13 protein-coding genes, 1 tRNA gene and 2 pseudogenes are annotated in these 15,952 nt (G+C 35.1%); 12 read left to right on the top strand and 4 right to left on the bottom strand.

The window, feature by feature from the left end:
• Positions 1-78: 78 nt before the first annotated feature.
• Together KFE17_10855 and KFE17_10850 are read right to left on the bottom strand one after the other, a co-directional pair.
• Positions 79-1,158 carry an alpha/beta fold hydrolase gene (locus KFE17_10855; protein ID QUO31368.1) on the bottom strand — a complete coding sequence of 360 codons (1,080 nt, stop codon included), beginning with the start codon at positions 1,156-1,158 and terminating at the stop codon, positions 79-81.
• A gap of 239 nt (positions 1,159-1,397) precedes the next feature.
• On the bottom strand, positions 1,398-3,125 hold the full coding sequence (locus KFE17_10850) for an IS1634 family transposase (GenBank protein QUO31367.1): 1,728 nt from the start codon (positions 3,123-3,125) through the stop codon (positions 1,398-1,400).
• 353 nt (positions 3,126-3,478) lie between these two features.
• Here KFE17_10850 and KFE17_10845 point away from each other — a divergent pair, with 353 nt between their 5' ends.
• The 7 genes from KFE17_10845 (at position 3,479) to KFE17_10815 (ending at position 8,899) form a co-directional block, all read left to right on the top strand.
• On the top strand, positions 3,479-4,054 hold the full coding sequence (locus KFE17_10845; GenBank protein QUO31366.1) for a GNAT family N-acetyltransferase: 576 nt from the start codon (positions 3,479-3,481) through the stop codon (positions 4,052-4,054).
• Between the two features lie 233 nt (positions 4,055-4,287).
• Positions 4,288-5,058 carry a ParA family protein gene (locus KFE17_10840; protein ID QUO31365.1) on the top strand — a complete coding sequence of 257 codons (771 nt, stop codon included), beginning with the start codon at positions 4,288-4,290 and terminating at the stop codon, positions 5,056-5,058.
• 2 nt (positions 5,059-5,060) lie between these two features.
• Complete coding sequence (locus tag KFE17_10835) at positions 5,061-5,981, top strand: ParB/RepB/Spo0J family partition protein (protein ID QUO31364.1); 921 nt, start codon at positions 5,061-5,063, stop codon at positions 5,979-5,981.
• A 44-nt stretch (positions 5,982-6,025) separates the two neighbouring features.
• Positions 6,026-6,553 (top strand): DUF4446 family protein, encoded by a 528-nt coding sequence (locus KFE17_10830; protein QUO31363.1) that lies wholly within the window; start codon positions 6,026-6,028, stop codon positions 6,551-6,553.
• Between the two features lie 19 nt (positions 6,554-6,572).
• A complete protein-coding gene (serS, locus tag KFE17_10825; GenBank protein QUO31362.1) occupies positions 6,573-7,862 on the top strand; it encodes a serine--tRNA ligase in 1,290 nt (429 codons plus the stop codon).
• Between the two features lie 12 nt (positions 7,863-7,874).
• Positions 7,875-8,753, top strand: coding sequence for a DUF3881 family protein (locus tag KFE17_10820; protein ID QUO31361.1), 879 nt, complete (start codon positions 7,875-7,877; stop codon positions 8,751-8,753).
• Positions 8,754-8,827: 74 nt separating this feature from the next.
• Positions 8,828-8,899: transfer RNA gene (locus KFE17_10815), tRNA-Arg, on the top strand.
• Between the two features lie 200 nt (positions 8,900-9,099).
• Here KFE17_10815 and KFE17_10810 read toward each other — a convergent pair.
• Positions 9,100-10,274 (bottom strand): annotated as a pseudogene (locus KFE17_10810) (ISL3 family transposase).
• Positions 10,275-10,488: 214 nt separating this feature from the next.
• Here KFE17_10810 and KFE17_10805 point away from each other — a divergent pair.
• From KFE17_10805 to KFE17_10795, 3 genes and pseudogenes are all read left to right on the top strand, one after another.
• A pseudogene (locus KFE17_10805) lies at positions 10,489-11,292 on the top strand (ParB/RepB/Spo0J family partition protein).
• Positions 11,293-11,660: 368 nt separating this feature from the next.
• A complete protein-coding gene (locus KFE17_10800) occupies positions 11,661-12,779 on the top strand; it encodes an ATP-binding protein (GenBank protein QUO31360.1) in 1,119 nt (372 codons plus the stop codon).
• Complete coding sequence (locus KFE17_10795) at positions 12,776-13,309, top strand: GNAT family acetyltransferase (GenBank protein QUO33693.1); 534 nt, start codon at positions 12,776-12,778, stop codon at positions 13,307-13,309. Before KFE17_10800 ends, KFE17_10795 begins: the two co-directional genes overlap by 4 nt.
• 185 nt (positions 13,310-13,494) lie before the next feature.
• Here the strand turns inward: KFE17_10795 and KFE17_10790 are convergent, their stop codons facing one another.
• The gene (locus tag KFE17_10790) at positions 13,495-13,680 is read right to left on the bottom strand and encodes a hypothetical protein (protein ID QUO31359.1); all 186 of its coding nucleotides are present in this window, start codon (positions 13,678-13,680) and stop codon (positions 13,495-13,497) included.
• 325 nt (positions 13,681-14,005) lie between these two features.
• Here KFE17_10790 and KFE17_10785 point away from each other — a divergent pair, with 325 nt between their 5' ends.
• Together KFE17_10785 and KFE17_10780 are read left to right on the top strand one after the other, a co-directional pair.
• Complete coding sequence (locus KFE17_10785) at positions 14,006-14,686, top strand: response regulator transcription factor (protein QUO31358.1); 681 nt, start codon at positions 14,006-14,008, stop codon at positions 14,684-14,686.
• A complete protein-coding gene (locus tag KFE17_10780; protein QUO31357.1) occupies positions 14,664-15,884 on the top strand; it encodes a HAMP domain-containing histidine kinase in 1,221 nt (406 codons plus the stop codon). Before KFE17_10785 ends, KFE17_10780 begins: the two co-directional genes overlap by 23 nt.
• Positions 15,885-15,952: the final 68 nt, after the last annotated feature.

The raw sequence follows: 15,952 nt of genomic DNA, 5'->3' as shown, positions 1-15,952 counted from the left end.
CTGTGATTTCAATAAATTAGTATGTGTGTTTTAATAAATTGTATTCGTTAAGAAAATCCATATTTATTCATATATAAGTTATATTACATTATGCGCTGTATCATTTGTATTAGAGCTATCATTTGTATTAGCTGCATTATCTGTGATATTAGAGGCACTGTCTGCAGCGCTGTTTGAAATATCGTCTGCGATACTATCGATAGCATCATCAAAAAAGATAGCAATTTGTTCTAAAACTTCCAGTGGAACTTCCAGATGTGGAAGACCTTTCGCTTTATCGATATCAACAGATTCAATAGAAGGTACAAGGTGTTTGTACTGTTCAGCAACAGTTTTATTATCTGGTGTACCGATACCGGATAAAATAAAGATACTATTATTAAGTTCTTTTAATGCGGTAGTAATATTAGCCTTAGTATAATTACCGCGTAAGCTTGCATACAAATATTTTCCATGACAGCTGTCAAGATGAGCAGTTTCATAGTACGTTTTTAAATAGGAATCTTCTGCTTTACTTGGACTATAGAAATAATCCATAAAGAAATCAGACTCAATTTCACGACGAGAAACAAGGATATTGTACAGTAATGTACCCAAAATAGGAACAGAAATAAGGAATTTCTGTATTTTTGCTTTTTTTGTCGGAACTTGCGATAACTCCTGAAGTGAAAGTGGATTGATCATTATAATTCGATCAATAATAGAATCATCATTTCTGCAAGCCATTGTCACAAAGGAAGAAGATTCTCCGGAAGAGATAATATCTGTTTTTTCTCCGATGACATTTTTAATAAAATCAGTAATTAATTGGACATATAAAAAATTAGTATAAGTTACATCGGGTTTATCAGAGCGTCCGCAGCCAAGTAGGTCAATTGTATAAACAGTATATTTCTTTGCAAGCTGATTTTCAATGCGATGCCACTCATATCCAGAGGAAGACGGATTTAAGTCATGAATAAGAAGAAGTGGTTTTCCGTTTCCTTTCTTTGTGTAAAAAATATTTCCAAATTTCCATTCATAGGTTCTGCCATCAGTAGTCTTCAAGAGATTGTCTACAGTGGCAAGAAAGTATGTAAGTTTGTTCATTGTATAGATGAAAAATGAAGCCGCAGCAGCGGCAGCAGCACAAGTAGTTAGTTTTTTCTTCCAGTTCATATATACACCTGCTTTCTTTATCGGTCAATTAAAGTATTTCATAGTTCTTATTATACTACAGTCCTTTGCTCAAGAAAAGTAAAAAGAAGGAAGAAAATATTTTGAGAATGTTTCACGTGAAACATTGGAAAAAGTGTGATAAAATCCCATCTTTGACAGTTAGAAAAAGAAAAAATCGCTGTATCCCTCATGTTTACTGGGGTATAGCGATTTTTGTCGTTGTTTCGAAATATAGTAATTTATTCCTTCCCTTTACTTTTTTTCTGAATATTTCTCATCTTACTTTTTGTTATGAACTGATAATCTGTTCGGAAACCGCAGACGTCATGAAGATCATCCGTAATTCTTTCTCGTTTGTATAAAGGAATAAATCCCTGTTCCTGTATTTCAGCGAAATTCATTTCTTTTAGAACATCTAATAATTCTTCACATGTATATTTAGTATCCAGTTTTTTCTCAAGGAAACGGTATATGGTCAATGCAAGAAAACAGATTAGAAAATGTGCTTTGATCCGGTTTTCATCCTGTAAATAGACAGGTCTTGCAGAAAAATCTGTTTTCATAATCCGGAAACATTCTTCTATCTGCCATCTTCCTTCACTTACTTTTAAAATATCACTAACTTCGTCATCTAAAAGATCTGTGCATACTGCGTAAAAGCCATCATACTGGGCTTCTTCAGAAATCTTGGTTTCATCTAGATAATGATTTACATCAGCAGCTTCCCCTTCTTCTGTTACAGCGATCGTTCCGATGAAACGTGCTGGGTCATTTGGATTTTTTCGGTTCTTTTTTGTGTTCCCTGAATCCAGCATCTTTTGTGCCCGTTCAATCTGTTTGTCTCGAATAGATTTTTGATAAAGGGCATATTTAGGAGAATAGGTAATGATCAGGCGTTGATGCAGCTTCTTTGTGGTGTAGGGCTCGTCTTTATAATAAAGTCCTTTATCATCTTCTGGTAGTTTTGTGATATCAACAGGGGTTCCATCTGATACTCTTTTAAACCCCTGTAAATTTAATGCCCATTCTTTTTCTTCTTTCTTCAGCTTTTTGATGGACTGGGTTACGATATAAGACCGTTCCCCCATGTGGTTGTATTCCCGGATTGATTCAGAGCCAAGCCCGGCATCGCTGCAATAAATAAATTTCTGACAACCAAAATTTCCAAGAACTTTCTTTTCTAACGGTTTGAGAGAGGTTTGCTCATTTGCATTTCCCGGAAAAAGAGAAAAAGCAAGGGGAATCCCATCTCCATCCATAAACAATCCCATTTGGATGATCGGGTTTGGCCTGTGTTCTTTACTTTTCCCGTATTTTTTATTTCCATCTTCTTGTTCAATTTCAAAGTAATAATTCGAGCAGTCATAATAAAGGATCTTATCATTTCTTTTTCCAAGGAAGTGGGAGTTTTTATAAACTTCAGACTGAATAAGATCACATTCCGCACCAAGTACATCCAATGCCCGGTAGACATCATGAAGTTCATAGGATGGTTTTTCTAAGAATTCAGATGCAACTTTGTAAGAAGAACGTTTGCTGCAAGGTTCTAAGATTCTTGCATAAATCAGATCCGAGAGGATCGCATTGATATCATACTTGAATTTATATTTCTGTTTCAGTTTCCGGCAGATTTTATTCATTTGTAGTTGATAATAAATGGATTGGAGAAACAGATAGCCACCACGGAAGAAGACCTGCTTGTCATAATCTAATTGTCTATCCGCATGGAATGGTATCAATACTGTCTGTGCTTCTTTTTCTTTTTTATATTTTTCAGTTTCTATTTTCACTTCATTTTTTGCCCATGCAACGACATCATCTCTTGTAGGACCATGTTCAGGCAAAAGTTGTTCTAAGGTTCCCAGCTTGCGGACGATAGCTGAAGTAGTGCTGCCATTTGCTTTTGTATAAGATTTACAGATATAAAAGGACTCTGCATTTTTTGATTTTGTTATATGAAGATTCATCTGTCATCCCTCCTATCCCTTATTATATCATACAATAACATAAAATAACAGCTATAAAAACAGAAAATTTGACATAAAAAAAGCAGGTTTTATGCGACCTGTGAGAACTTTTTTTAATATTCAACTGTCAAACTCCCGTTCATATATACACCTGCTTTCTTTATCGGTCAATTAAAGTATTTCATAGTTCTTATTATACTACAGTCCTTTGTTCAAGAAAAGTAAAAAGAAAGAAGAAAATATTTTGAAAATGTTTCACGTGAAACATTGGAAAAAGTGTGATAAAATATTTAGTAATTTCTAAAGAAAAAGAATTATGTGCCAAAAGTATGACATCGAAAGGAGAAACCGGTATGCAACATAAAGGAACAATTAGAATGGAAACAGAACGATTAGTTTTAAGGCCGCTGGAAATCGAAGATGCAGAAAATATGTTTCAAAACTGGTCAAATGATCCGGAAGTTACAAAATTTTTGACTTGGCCAGCAAATAAAGAAATAAAAATGGCGGAAGATATATTAAAAATATGGAAAAGTCAATATGAAAAATCTGATTTTTATCAATGGGGAATTGTGCCAAAATCCTTTGGAGAAGTTATAGGTACCATATCTGTAGTAGAATTAGATGAAAGAGTAGAAAAAGTACAAATAGGATATTGCATAGGAAGAAAATGGTGGGGTCAGGGATATACAACTGAAGCATTTGCAGCAATCATTTCATTCTTATTTGAAGAAGTAGGTGTAAATAGAATAGAAACCATGTATGATCTTAGAAATCCGGGCTCAGGTAAAGTAATGAAAAAGTGTGGTCTTCAATACGAAGGAACATTACGACAGGCCGGATGGAGTAATAGTGGAATTGGAGATATGGCAATGTATAGTATCCTCGCATCTGAATACTTTCAAAAACATAGCGATGCCAAAATATAACGATTTACATGTTTCACGTGAAACATATGAATCGTTTTATAAAAAGCAGTATTTATAAACGAAAGTCAAATAAAATCTTTATGAAACATAAAGAAAAAGTAAATAAAAAATGTTTCACGTGAAACATTTTATGGAATCTAAAGAAAAAAGATGCTATAATCATATAGTAACACACTTACAGCGAAAGTAGGTATGAAAGAAACAGGAGTATAGATATAGAAAGGTGACATCGTATGGGAAGAATAATAGCCGTTGCAAATCAGAAGGGCGGCGTAGGAAAAACAACTACATCCATCAATTTGTCTTCATGCCTTGCAGCAAAAGGAAAAAAGGTCTTAGCGATTGACATGGACCCGCAGGGTAACATGACAAGTGGACTCGGAATAGATAAAGATGGTGTAGAAAAGACAGTTTATGATCTGATCATTGGACAGGCAACAATCGAGGAAGTACTCTGCAAAGAAGCATTAGAAAATTTGGATGTTCTTCCAACTAATATAGATTTATCGGGAGCAGAAATTGAATTGATCGGAGTGGAGAATAAAGAGTTTATTATTCGCGATGAGGTAAATAAGATTAGAGATAATTATGATTTTGTAATTATTGACTGTCCACCGTCACTGAGTATGTTGACGATCAATGCGATGACAACCGCAGATACCGTTCTCGTACCTATTCAGTGTGAATATTATGCATTGGAAGGATTAAGCCAATTAATTCATACAATCGAACTTGTTAGAGAAAGATTGAATCCACTATTGGAAATGGAAGGCGTTGTATTTACTATGTATGATGCAAGAACAAATCTTTCACTACAAGTAGTGGAAAATGTGAAAGACAATCTTCAACAGAGGATTTACAAGACAATTATTCCTAGAAATATCCGTCTTGCAGAAGCACCAAGTCACGGACTTCCAATCAATATATATGATCCGAAATCTACAGGAGCAGAGAGCTATATGCTTTTGGCAGACGAAGTGATTGCAAGAGAGGAGGAAGAATAATCATGGCAGTAAAAAGAGGCGGTTTGGGAAAGGGATTAGATAGTTTGATTCCGGATCACAAACATGATAAACTTCCGGAAAAAGCTGTGCAATTGGAAAAAACTCCGGCAAAGAAGAAAGATTTTGAAATCCGCGAAAGCGGCGAACAGATGGTGAAGATTACGAAGGTTGAACCGAACCGTGAACAGCCGAGAAGAAATTTCGAAGAAGATTCACTTTTGGAACTTGCAGATTCTATTAAGCAAATTGGAGTTTTGCAGCCGCTTATTGTACAGAAGAAAAATGATTACTATGAAATCATTGCAGGAGAAAGAAGATGGAGAGCTGCAAAGATAGCTGGTCTGAAAGAAGTTCCGGTAATTGTAAAGGAATTTACCGATCAAGAAGTCGTAGAGATTGCATTGATTGAGAATATCCAAAGAGAAAATTTGAATCCCATTGAAGAAGCTATGGCTTTCAAAAAATTGCTTACAGAATTTCATTTAAAGCAGGATGAAGTAGCCGAAAGAGTTTCTAAGAGCAGAACAGCAGTAACAAACTCCATGCGTCTTCTGAAATTAAATGAAAAAGTTCAACAGATGATTGTCGATGACATGATTACAACCGGACATGCCAGAGCTTTGCTGGCAATTGAAGATCAGGAACAGCAATATGTACTTGCAAACAAGATTTTTGATGAGAAATTAAGTGTTCGTGAAACGGAAAAACTCATTAAATCTTTGAAAACTCCAAAAAAAGAGAAAGCAAAAAGAGAAGTTGAAAATGATTTCATTTATCGTGATTTAGAAGAAAAAATGAAATCTGTAATGGGAACGAAAGTACACGTTAATCAGAAACGTAACGGAAAAGGAAAAATTGAAATAGAATATTATTCACAAGACGATCTCGAACGTATATTCGAGATGGTAATGGGGATGAAATAGAGAACAATCAGGAAAGAACAGTTAGATAAAAGGGAGTATGGTATATGGAAAGCAGGATGTTAGAAAGCATCGGATTTGATCCGGGGTATCTGTTTCTTGCAATGTTCATTGTGATTGTTTTGTTGTTTTTCTTTACAGTCAGTGTGAATATGAAATATAACCGGTTAAAAAACAGCTATAACAGGTTTATGAAAGGAAAAGATGGAAAAACTTTGGAAGAAGAGATGAACCAGAAATTCCTCGAATTAGATCAGATGGCGGAAAAAACCGGGACTATCGAGAATGAATTAAAAGAAATTAGTCAACATTTGAAAGAACATTACCAGAAAGTAGGTATTGTGCGGTATAATGCATTTGAGGGGATGGAGCATAAATTAAGTTTTGCGCTGACATTGTTAGATGGAGATGACAATGGTTTCATTTTAAATGTCATGCACACCCAGGAAAGATGCTATACTTATATGAAAGAAGTAATTAAAGGCCAGAGTTATATAGAATTGTGTGAAGAAGAGGAAGAATCCCTGGACAGAGCAATTTTTCAGGAAGCCTATGGCCTAGATTTTAAAGAATGAGATATAAAGGAGAAAAAACATGTTAGACATTAAATTTTTAAGAAGTAATCCAGACGTAGTAAAACAGAACATTAAAAATAAATTTCAGGATGAGAAACTTCCGTTGGTAGATGAAGTAATCGAATTAGATGTAGAAAACAGAAATATTAAGCAGGAAGTAGAAGCTCTGCGGGCAAATAAGAACAAAATTTCTAAAATGATTGGTGCTTGCATGGCACAGGGAAAGAAAGAAGAAGCAGAAGGATATAAGAAACAGGTTGCTGAAGAGGCAGGAAGAATCGAAGAACTGTCTGCAAGAGAAAAAGAAGTAGAAGATCGTATTTTGCAGATTATGATGGTAATTCCGAACATTATTGATCCTTCTGTTCCGATTGGAAAAGATGATAGTGAAAATGTGGAAATTGAAAAATTCGGAGAACCGGTTGTTCCTGATTTTGAGATTCCATATCACGCAGATATTATGAAAAGCTTCGACGGAATTGACCTTGATGCTGCCGGACGTGTGGCAGGAAATGGATTTTATTATCTGAAAGGCGATATCGCAAGACTTCATTCTGCAGTAATCTCTTATGCAAGAGATTTCATGATTGACAGAGGATTTACTTACTATATTCCGCCATACATGATTCGCAGCAGCGTTGTAACAGGTGTTATGAGCTTTGCAGAGATGGATGCAATGATGTATAAAATTGAGGGTGAAGATCTGTATCTGATCGGAACAAGTGAACATTCTATGATTGGTAAATTTATCGATCAGATGTTGGATGAGAGCGAACTTCCACAGACATTAACAAGTTATTCTCCATGTTTCCGAAAAGAAAAAGGTGCACATGGAATTGAGGAACGTGGAGTATATCGTATTCATCAGTTTGAAAAACAGGAAATGGTAGTTGTATGTAAACCGGAAGAAAGTAAAAAATGGTATGACATTATGTGGAAGAACACGGTAGATTTCTTCCGTACATTGGATATTCCGGTTCGTACATTAGAATGCTGTTCAGGAGATCTGGCAGACTTAAAAGTAAAATCTTGTGACGTAGAAGCATGGTCTCCAAGACAGAAAAAATACTTTGAAGTAGGAAGCTGTTCAAACCTCGGAGATGCACAGGCAAGACGTCTGAAAATCCGTGTGAATGGTGAAAACGGTAAATACTTCGCACATACACTTAATAATACAGTAGTAGCACCGCCAAGAATGCTGATTGCATTTTTAGAGAACAATCTGCAGGCAGACGGCTCTGTGAAGATTCCGGAGGCATTACAGCCATACATGGGAGGAAAGACAGAACTTCAGCCTGTGACACGCTAGGAAGAGGATTTGATGCATCAATATTTAAAAGCAATTGGATTTTCAAATATTACAACCCGTCGGCAGGAGAGAGAGCTTCTGGAGGAAACAGAAGAAGATTTTTCAAGTCATACGTTGGCAGAGCTGACAAAAGATTGTGATTTTTGCGAGTTTGTAAGAGAGTACGGAATTGGAATCGGAGTGAAGTCCTGCGGAGAAATAAATGACTGGGATGAATTTGAACGAGAATACTACTTTCCGTATTTTGAAGGAAGTGGAATTACCTCCTACGCCGATGTAGTTGTAGAGAAAAAAATAGATCAAGAGGCTTATCTTGGCGTCTGTGAGGACGCCAGGGTAGGCGTCAGCATAATATTTCAGTTACAAAATAATGTGGAATATATGAAGGAATATCAGCTTCAGACACTGGGAACAAGGTCAACAAGTGTTACGCTTGCGGGACTCGCTAACCGGGGGAAAATACTGCTTCCGATCGTGAAGAATGAAGCAGTCCAACAGGCACAGCAGGAAGAGGCTCATAATCGTATGATGCTGCTCAGCGCTGCGAGACAGGGAGATTCTCAAGCATTGGAAAGTCTGACGCTTGATGATATCGATACATATTCAAAAGTATCACAGAGAATCGGAAAAGAAGACGTTTTAAGTATTGTTGCAACCTACTTTATGCCTTATGGACTGGAATGTACGTTGTATTCGATTCTTGGAGAAATACTGGATATGCAGATGGTTGTGAATGACAAAACAAATGAGACGCTGTATATTCTTACATTGAATGTCAATGACCTGCATTTTGATGTCTGTGTCCCGATGGCAGAGTTGTCAGGAGAACCGGAGATTGGAAGGCGGTTTAAAGGTGAAATATTGCTTCAGGGACGGATCAATTTTCAGTAAAAGTCCTTGTCTTTTGAAGCCAGGTATAGTATAATTTTCGGTGGAAACTTAGGTTTAGCCGGAAATTATAGTATGTCTCGTTAGTTAAATGGATATAACAGGGTCCTCCTAAGACTCAGTTATAGGTTCGATTCCTATACGGGACGGTAGCCAAAAGCGTTCGATAATTTGTAAAAATGCAAATTGTGGGGCGCTTTTTTGGGCTCTATGTCAAGTTTTGGGGTGGGATTCTTAGGAATCCCGCCCCGTTACTGCGTTTGGAGCCTTTTTTACATTTTTAAGTTCTATACTTATATTAGGGCATGAAAAATAAACCTTCGTGCCAGTCTTGTTTATAAGGTTCTATTTAGTTTGTACTATGTAAGATTCTGGTACGGAAACGTTCAAAGTTTCGAATTCCATAAGAGGTTCGCTTTAGTACCTTGATCTTATTATTAAAACCTTCTGTCGTCCCATTTGTGATTCCGTATTTAAAAGCATCTAATATTTCTTTTGACCAGCGGCGGTATGTGTCAGCACATTTTTCAAATTCCTTTAATCCGGAAGATTCTGCAATTTTTATCCAATCATAGAAGTCTTTTCGTTGCCGAGAATATTTAGTGTCCTGACAGAGATCATAAAACTTTTCCTTCAACCAATGTGCCAATCGCAGATCATCATTATACAGAAGCATCAGGTCACACGCTTTTTTGTTTTCTTCTTTTAGTTTCTGATACCTGGTCAGGAGAAGCTTATGGCTACGTTTATAATATTTGTGCATGGTAACGGTCATGGTTTTCTGCAGACGTTTGCGGACATTTTCCATAGCCCAAGTGACCTGTCGAATGAAATGATATTTATCAATACATACTTTTGCATTCGGGAAAAAAGTATGGGCAATATCAACGTAGGGCTGCCACATATCACAGATGAAATACTTTACTCTGAGCCGCTGAGCACGATCGATTTCCCGAAAATAGGAAGTAAGATGAGACTGTGTACGGTCAGGAAGAATATCCATAATGGAATGATCCTTTGGGTTTACAAGAATGCATTGATACTTACCTGTGGGGGCATTTTCTTTGAATTCATCGATAGAAACAGATTCTTTTAAAGACGGACAGGAATAGTGGATACTGTCGAGTATTCTGCAGACGGTTGTGACAGAAACATTGGATGTTTTGCTACAGATTTTAAACTAACAGTTTCATGCAGAAGCTCCGCTATTTTCCATGTAAGCCGTTTTGTCCGATGCAGATATCTGGGAAGGAATTCATAGGCCTCATAGAATTTCTTTCCGCAAGAACATACATAACGCCGTTTATGAAGGAAAAGATAGCAGTTCTTTAACTGAAAAGGTAAATCTTTGATAGTCTGCCAACGATAATCGTGAATTTTAGATGTAGAGTTCCCGCAGACCGGACAAATATGTAGTTTGGGTTTGGTGTCCAGAAAGAATTTCACATACTTATCTGCATGAACTATTTTTGTGATAATAATATCTTCTAAATCAAGTAAATCTTTGATATAATTAGGGAGCATTTATTTGCACCTCCGAGTGGTTTGTTTGCTAGACTGGCACTTGGAGGTTTTTTATTATCCTTATTATAAAATAAAAATGTATGAGCTTATTGCTGTGAGGATGATTTTCAGCTAATACAATGGAATAATTGTTAGCTGACAACTAATAAAAAACGAGATGCTCGTTTGGAACTGATTTGAAAGAGAATCGGATCCAAACGGGCTTTTTTATTGGATCCAGAAGGAGGAAAAGATTATTGAAATTGAGATTGAAAGACTCCGTTCTTTTAAAGATTATCCTTTTCAGGTGAAAGATGATAAGGAGATGCATCTACTAAAGGAAAGTATTGAGAAGTATGGAATATTAAAACCATTAATTGTAAGACCTGTTCCGGATGGTGTTTATGAAATTACAGCGGGATACAGGAGAAGACATGCAGCAGAACTTCTTGGTTATATACGGGTGATGAGTGAAGATGAATCCATTTTTAGTATGGTGGATTCCAATCTTCATAGAGAAAAAATCAGTTTCAGTGAAAAAGCGTTTGCTTACAAAATGAAGAATGATGTGCTGAAAAAAGATCAAAAAGGGAAAAAGGTTAAGTTGACCACAAAACGCAAAAAAGGAGAACTGTGGAGATTATCAGTGCGGAATGTGATGAGAGTGTAAAGCCGATATAACGCTATATTTCTCTAACGTGGCTGATATCAGAATTTTTACAAAGACTGGATGATGAATTGATTTCATTTAATCCGGCAGTAGAAATATCAGTTTTAGAGAAAGAGGAGCAAAAACAATTGTTGGAGGCTATGGATTATGCTCAGGCTATACCCTCATTATCTCAGGCACAAAGAATAAAAAAATTAAGTAAAGAAAAAACTAACATTGGAAAAGATGCAGGAAATCATGAGTGAGGTTAAAAAAGGTGAGATCACACGAGTTGCATTTACCAATGAACAGCTTTATAAATACTTTCCAAGCAGATACACGCCAGTCATGATGAAGCGGGAAATCATTGCCTTATTAAAAATTTGGTAAGAGGAAAATTGGATAAACTAAAGGAGGAAAGTGTGATCTATTCCTCATAGGTACTCTGAGACAGAAAACAGGATACTTTCCAGCATATCACATGAATAAAGAACAATGGATCAGTATTCTTTTAGATGGAAGTGTGGAAGAAGATGAGATAAAAATCTGATTTCTATGAGTTATAGATTAACAAAGAAGAAGTTTGTGTAGAGAAAAATAGTTAGTATCATCTTGAAGTGACTAATCAGATAGGAAAAGTAACCACATGCATATAATAATGGAAAATGGATATAATATCCTAATAATATCTAAATTAGAACATTTTTATTGTTTTAATATCTATAAAATGATATGATGTGGGTAGGAGGTGAGAAGTGATGAAATTATTGCATGTAAAAGCGAACCACTTCAAAAATTGTTCAGATGAATTTGAAATTGATCTTGTGGCAAGATCAAAAAAAACATTAGAAGATAAAGAGTACGAGCTGCAAGAAATTGCTGACGAATTGTATACGTATAACACGATGGCATTTGTTGGAAAGAATGCTTCTGGAAAAACCACAGCAGTTGAATTATTAGATGCGTGCTTCTCTATTCTTGGTGATTTCCGCCTGGAAGCAAAGCCATACAGTTTTGAAAACGTGGAACTTTTGATGGACTTTTATTATGATGGATATATTTACCGTTACGAGACAGTTCTTAGGAATAGCGATTCTATTGGAAGTAAGGCTATTTTTACGAATCAAAGAATCCGTAGAAAGAAATATTACAAGAGCAACATAAAAGGAATTTATACTGAGGAAGGATTTTCTGATGTAAATGCACCAGGTGAACTTCCAGAAGATACTTCCAGTATATTTTTTGTGTTGAAGAAGAAAGCAACAAGAGCAATTTATTTTGATAGTTTTGGAAATGGTGCAGATACGTATCGTTTGCTTTTTGCCACACTGAAAGATTATCATATTTCAACGGATATATTAAGCAAAGTAATTTCTATTTTTGATGAAAATATTTCAGATTTAAAAAAACTGGATGACCATAATTATAAAATGGTTTTCTGCGGACAGGAAAGAACTCTTTCAGACAAAGAGCTTTTGTATCAATTATCCAGTGGTACTACAAAGGGAATGCTTTTATATATCCTGGTTGTTGCATCTTTGCAGAATGGCTTTGATCTCATTGTAGATGAAGTGGAAAATCATTTTCATAAAACATTAGTGGAAAATATGATTAGCCTTTATAAAGATAAGTCTGTAAATAAGCACAAAGCGACATTGATCTTTACTACTCACTATTGCGAATTACTGGATTTGTTCAATCGTCAGGATAATATTTTTATTTCCAGAGCTAATGAAAAAGTATATCTTACCAATATGTATAGCGGATATGACATCAGGCCAGAATTATTAAAAAGCAGGCAGTTTTATAATAATGTTTTTCAAACAGCTGTCAACTATGAAGAATTGATGTGTTTGAAGAAAGAATTGAAGAAATGAAGCTGCTTATTATGTGTGAAGGACCGAATGAACGGGAAATCATAAATATCCTTTTGAAAAATGACTGCCTGAATTTTACAGAGGATGATTTACTTGGATTGACGCCTTATCATGCAAGACAAATTAAGTCTTCTGCCCAAGTGCGGACAGAATTAAATATTTATTCAGGTGAAGTAAAAATTTACCGCATTGGAGATAAACAAAGTGATGCAATGAAGATCCCACCGGAATATAAGCATAAAGTTGTTAGTGTAGAAAAATATTGTACAAAACCAGAATTAGAGATGCTCTTTATTATAGCCGAGCAACTGACAAGTGCTTATGAAAAAGTAAAATCAAGCATGAAACCCAAAGATTTTGCAAAGGCAAATATCAAATGTGGAAAGAAAAAATATGATAACAGTACATCGTTCTATACGGATTATTTTGGAAATAATCCAGAATTGCTGGTACGATGCATCAAAGAGTATAAAAAATATAATGGCTCCCATAACAAGGATGAACATTATCTGGCAGAATTATTAAAATAATAAACAACAGAAATAATTTACGAGAGATCTTTCGGACAGTGTCTGGAAAATAAAAATCGAGCCTGTCCATAAAGGAGAGGCTCGACAATACAAAACCAAACTGGAACTTAATGGTTTCTGAATTTATAACCAAATATAAAATAAATCACATATTCACACCAAAGAACTTTATGAAAAAATAGCCCCTAGTTATTTGATTTCCAATTCTCTTTAATTATTCTATAACAAGGTATCATGATCAGAAGGATCGGCATCAGCCAAAATAAAAACCAACCGCCATTGTCATATGATTCAGAAAGATATATTCCCAACATAACTTCCAATGTGGCAAAAGAAATATAAATGCTGTTTGAAATCTTATTTTCGTTCATATTTTGCACCCTCCTATTTATTGATATACTGGATTTATAATGGTTGTTTTATACTCAAATAATAAATTATATTTCATATATGGTCAATATATTTTGGGGTATTAAAATTAGATTTAGACGAGGAGGGTTGACGCTACTTTCTAAAGAATAATTATTATAGATTGAATTGCGATCAACAAAATTTTTTTTCGTCAACTTGCCCAGATTTGTAGATTTCTTTGCGGCATCCGGAATTGACACCACCTATTCGTTCTTATATATGTTATACTATTTGAGTTAATATATATGAGTTAATATTAGAGTATACAATGGAAGGGATAGATATATGGGAAGGATTTTAATATTAGAAGATGAATTAAGTATTAGAAGAAGTATAGAAATTTCTCTTCAAAAGGAAGGGTATGAAGTTAAGACGGCAGGAAGTATATCGGAGGCAGAGCGTATCATGGGAGCATTTACTCCGGAAATGCTGCTTTGTGATATTAATCTTCCGGACGGCAGCGGACTTGACTATATAAAGAGCATTAGAAATAAAACAAATGCACATTTCATAATGCTTACTGCACTGGATCAGGAAACGGATATGGTAATGGGATATGAAGCGGGCGCAGACGATTATATAGCAAAACCTTTTAGCTTATCAGTCCTTATTATGAAAATAAATGCATACTTTAGAAAAGAAAGTGCCAGTGAAAACAAGATTATAAAAGCAGGCAATGTAAAAGTTGAGAAAACTGCAATGAAGGTTTATGTAAATGACGTCGAAGTTTCATTATCAAAGAATGAATGGAAACTCCTTTTGATGTTTATTGAAAATCCAAACATTATTTTATCTAAGGAACAGATACTTGAAAAAATCTTTGATATCGATAGTGACTTTGTAGATGAAAACACGGTTGCTGTGAATATTACAAGATTAAGAAAGAAGCTTAGTTCAGGAGATGACGGGAAGAATCTGATTAAAAATGTAAGAGGACTTGGGTATGTCTGGAATGTCAAAAATTAGAAAGTTCAAATGGTACATGATCCCTTTGATAGCATTGATACTGTTGAATGCTGCAGTGATTACAAAAGAATATTTTTCATATAAAGACGAGACTTTGAGGCTTGGAAGTATACTTGCCGAAAAACAGCAAAGTGAAATGACTTTAGAAGAAGCAGAAACTGTTTTGGAAAAATACGGATACATAAAAGATAATGCAAGCAGTACATATAGAGAATTTATAAAATCAACGATATTTATGCTTGTTTCATCTTCTGTAGTATATCTTGTTATTGCAGTAAGTTTAAAAAGACAGGAAAAAGAAATTGAAAATAAATATAATTATGTCATTGAGGATATTGAGCGCACACTTAATGCTTTAAAAGACGGAAGCTATAATCCTTCTGAATCAGAGTTTAGAAATCTTGCCGGATCAGAGTGTCATTTAAGTATTGCACGACTTGAGACTTTAATCGATAGTTTATACAGCAGTATTTCTGTTGTGAAAGAAAAAGCTGAAAATGACAAAAGAGAAACGAAGGATGTGGTTACCGATATCTCACATCAGCTAAAGACTCCGCTTGCAGCAATAAAATCAACTTATGAATTAATGGAAAATGGAAAACTTTCATCAGATGAAAGAAAAGAATTGGAAACTCTTATGGGATTTCAAATTGCAGCATTGGAAAAACTAATTCTTTCTCTTGTCAATATTTCGAGACTTGAAAGCGGAATGATAGATATCAAGCTTACGGAAGGGAATTTGTTTGATTCGGTTTTAGAAGCAGTAAACAGTATCTGGTTAAAAGCAGATGAAAAGAATATTTCAATAGATTTTGATGACTGCGGAGAAGATAAGCTGCCAACTATAATGTGCGATAAAAAATGGCTTTCAGAAGCCTTTGTTAATATTCTTGATAATGCAATAAAATATTCTGACGAAAATATGAATATTTCAATTCACATTATGAAGCTAAATGCAATGGTAAGAATTGAATTTAAAGATCAGGGATCAGGAATTTCCGATGAAGAAAAGCACAGTATATTTAAGCGTTTTTATCGTGGGAATAACAGCAGCTCAGTCGAAGGCAGTGGTGTAGGGCTTTATCTTGCAAGGCGTATTATATCAGAGCATAATGGGACAATTATGGTAAAAGATAATGTGGTTGATGGAAAAAAGAAGGGCAGTATATTCGTTGTTCATCTCCCAATCATTCAGTGAAGTCTTACAAATCTGTAAGACTTTATTTTTATTCTGAAAGAAAACGGTAATGCTTTTGCTGTAATATG

Source organism: Faecalicatena sp. Marseille-Q4148, assembly GCA_018228665.1.
Lineage (GTDB): Bacteria > Bacillota > Clostridia > Lachnospirales > Lachnospiraceae > UBA9414.
Note: the sequence above shows the minus strand (reverse complement) of the source record. Positions and strands in the feature narration are given on the sequence as shown.

What these genes read in the sequence shown, in the direction of transcription:
- KFE17_10855 (QUO31368.1), bottom strand. Translation starts at nt 1,158, where the DNA reads ATGAACTGGAAGAAAAAACTAACTACTTGTGCTGCTGCCGCTGCTGCG.
- KFE17_10850 (QUO31367.1), bottom strand. Translation starts at nt 3,125, where the DNA reads ATGAATCTTCATATAACAAAATCAAAAAATGCAGAGTCCTTTTATATC.
- KFE17_10845 (QUO31366.1), top strand. Translation starts at nt 3,479, where the DNA reads ATGCAACATAAAGGAACAATTAGAATGGAAACAGAACGATTAGTTTTA.
- KFE17_10840 (QUO31365.1), top strand. Translation starts at nt 4,288, where the DNA reads ATGGGAAGAATAATAGCCGTTGCAAATCAGAAGGGCGGCGTAGGAAAA.
- KFE17_10835 (QUO31364.1), top strand. Translation starts at nt 5,061, where the DNA reads ATGGCAGTAAAAAGAGGCGGTTTGGGAAAGGGATTAGATAGTTTGATT.
- KFE17_10830 (QUO31363.1), top strand. Translation starts at nt 6,026, where the DNA reads ATGGAAAGCAGGATGTTAGAAAGCATCGGATTTGATCCGGGGTATCTG.
- serS (QUO31362.1), top strand. Translation starts at nt 6,573, where the DNA reads ATGTTAGACATTAAATTTTTAAGAAGTAATCCAGACGTAGTAAAACAG.
- KFE17_10820 (QUO31361.1), top strand. Translation starts at nt 7,875, where the DNA reads ATGCATCAATATTTAAAAGCAATTGGATTTTCAAATATTACAACCCGT.
- KFE17_10800 (QUO31360.1), top strand. Translation starts at nt 11,661, where the DNA reads ATGAAATTATTGCATGTAAAAGCGAACCACTTCAAAAATTGTTCAGAT.
- KFE17_10795 (QUO33693.1), top strand. Translation starts at nt 12,776, where the DNA reads ATGAAGCTGCTTATTATGTGTGAAGGACCGAATGAACGGGAAATCATA.
- KFE17_10790 (QUO31359.1), bottom strand. Translation starts at nt 13,680, where the DNA reads ATGAACGAAAATAAGATTTCAAACAGCATTTATATTTCTTTTGCCACA.
- KFE17_10785 (QUO31358.1), top strand. Translation starts at nt 14,006, where the DNA reads ATGGGAAGGATTTTAATATTAGAAGATGAATTAAGTATTAGAAGAAGT.
- KFE17_10780 (QUO31357.1), top strand. Translation starts at nt 14,664, where the DNA reads ATGTCTGGAATGTCAAAAATTAGAAAGTTCAAATGGTACATGATCCCT.